Consider the following 2,431-nt stretch of genomic DNA (forward strand, 5'->3'; position numbering starts at 1 on the left):
CACCGCCCAGGCGGCCACCACCGGCCGCATCCTGGTGGGCTTCGGCGCCGGTGGGCGGCGGCGATCTGGTGGCCCGCCTGCTGGCCGACCGCCTGACCGAGCGCAGCCACAAGGCCAGCAACTACATCGTCGAGAACAAGCCCGGCGCCGCCGGCAAGCTGGCGGTGGATGCGCTGCGCCAGGCGCCGGCCGACGGCAGCACCTTGCTGCTGGCGCCGCTGGTGACGCCGGTGCTGTCGCAGCTGGTGTTCCGCAACCCCGGCTATGACCCGGGCAAGGACATGAAGCCCGTGGGCCTGGTGGCGCACTTCCAGTTCGCCCTGGCGGTGCCTGCCAGCCACCCGGCCAAGGACATCCCCGGCTTTGTGGCCTGGCTCAAGGCCCACCCCAAGCTGGCGAACTACGGCAGCCCCAGTCAGGGCAGCCTGCCGCACTTCTTTGGCCTGCTGCTGGGCAAGGCCGCGGGCGTGGACTTCCTGCACGTGCCCTACAAGGGCGGGACGGCCATGATCAACGACCTGATTGGCGGCCAGCTCAGCGCCGGCATCAACACGGTGCAGGAGCTGCTCAAGCAGCACGAGGCCGGCAAGCTGCGGGTGCTGGGCGTGTTCTCCACGCACCGCGTGGAGCAACTGCCCCACGTGCCTACCTTTGCCGAATCGGGCTTCCCCGAGGTGCAGGGCAGCGGCTGGTACAGCCTGTGGACGACGGCCCGCACGCCGGACGCCACCATCCAGCGCCTGAACCAGGCCCTGGGCGAGGTGCTGCAGGAAAAGCCGGTGCAGCAGCGGATGCACGACTGGGTGCTGGAGCCGCAGCACAGCCAGCCCCACGAGCTGGAGCAACTGCGCCAGGCCGACATCGCCAAGTGGCGCCCCATCCTGGCCGCCTCCGGCTTTGTGGCCGACTGAGCGCCGCCCGTCTTTTTTGATCCCGATCTGCCGACCATGAGCACTGCCACCACCGCGCCCAACATCGTCTTCATCCTGGCCGACGACCTGGGCTATGCCGACCTGAGCGTCTACGGCCAGCGCAACTACACCACCCCGCACCTGGACCGGCTGGCCGGCGAAGGCGTGCGCTTCACCCAGGCCTATGCGAATTCGGCCGTCTGCTCGGCCACGCGGCTGGCGCTGATCACTGGCCGCTACCAGTACCGCCTGGCGGCGGGGCTGGAGGAACCCATTCCCAGCAATGCCGCGAACATCGGCCTGCCGCCGGAGCACCCCACGCTGCCCTCGTTGCTGAAGGCAGCGGGCTACGACACGGCGCTGATCGGCAAGTGGCACCTGGGCCGCCCGCCAGCCTTCGGCCCGCTGCACAGTGGCTACGACCGCTTCTTCGGCAACCTGGGCGGGGTGGTGGACTACTTCACCCACAAGAACGGCGTGGGCGACGACCTGGCGCCGGACCTGTACGAGGGCACGGTGCCGGTCGAGCGCACCGGCTACTACACCTATGTGCTGGCCGACGAGGCCGAGAAGTACGTGCGCGAACGGGCGACGCAAGCGAATCCCTTCTTCCTGTCCCTGCACTTCACGGCGCCGCACTGGCCCTGGGAAGGGCCGCACGACGAGGCGGTGTCGCGCCAGCTCAAGGACCTGTTCCACTACGACGGCGGCACGCAGCGCACCTATGGCGAGATCGTCCAGGCCCTGGACGCGGCCGTGGGCCAGGTGCTGCACGCGCTGGAGGCCACGGGCCAGGCCGAGAACACCATCGTCGTCTTCACCAGCGACAACGGCGGCGAGCGCTTTTCGGACACCTGGCCCTTTGTCGGCCAGAAGACCGAGCTGCTGGAAGGCGGCCTGCGCGTGCCCACCTTGCTGCGCTGGCCGGCGCGCCTGCAGCCCCAGGTGCAGACCCAGGTGACGGCCACCATGGACTGGCTGCCCACGCTGTTGGCCGCGGCCCAGGCCCCGGTGGATGGGCAGTACCCCAGCGACGGCGTGAACCTGCTGCCGGTGCTGCAGGGGCAGCAGCCCGTGCACCCCCGCCAGCTGTTCTGGCGCTACAAGTCGCAGTCGCAGCGGGCGCTGCGCGATGGGGACTGGAAGTACCTGAAGATCAACGAGCACGAATTCCTGTTCCACGTGGTGGACGACCCGCGCGAGCGCGCCAACCTGCGCGAGCGCCAGTCCGAGGTCTTTGCCCGCCTGAAGGCCGCGTGGGAGCTGCGCAACCAGGACTTTCTGGAGATCACCCCGCAGACCTTCACGCACGGCCTTACGCCCGACATCCAGGCCGACCGCTACGTGCCCAGCCGCCTGGCGCGGCACGTGCGCAAGTAGGCCGGCCACCTCCCCCCGCGGGTGGGGTCCGGGCCTGCGCGCATCGCCGTTGCCGTCCACGGCGGCCGACCGTGTGGGGCCCGCCAAGTTGGCGGGCATGGGGTGGGGCACGCCGCTCCGCCGTCCCGGTGTGGTCGGGC

Annotated in this window: 2 protein-coding genes; both read left to right on the top strand. The window is 70.2% G+C overall.

The window, feature by feature from the left end; translation table 11 throughout:
• The coding region (locus SJH88_RS18860) for a tripartite tricarboxylate transporter substrate-binding protein (protein WP_274755356.1) at nucleotides 1-911 on the top strand (911 nt) is incomplete at its 5' end.
• Between the two features lie 36 nt (nucleotides 912-947).
• Nucleotides 948-2,291 carry a sulfatase family protein gene (locus SJH88_RS18865; protein ID WP_274755357.1) on the top strand — a complete coding sequence of 448 codons (1,344 nt, stop codon included), beginning with the start codon at nucleotides 948-950 and terminating at the stop codon, nucleotides 2,289-2,291.
• The last annotated feature ends 140 nt before the right edge of the window (nucleotides 2,292-2,431 follow it).

It is taken from the genome of Comamonas sp. GCA5, assembly GCF_036541385.1.
Taxonomy (GTDB): Bacteria; Pseudomonadota; Gammaproteobacteria; order Burkholderiales; family Burkholderiaceae_C; genus Comamonas; species Comamonas aquatica.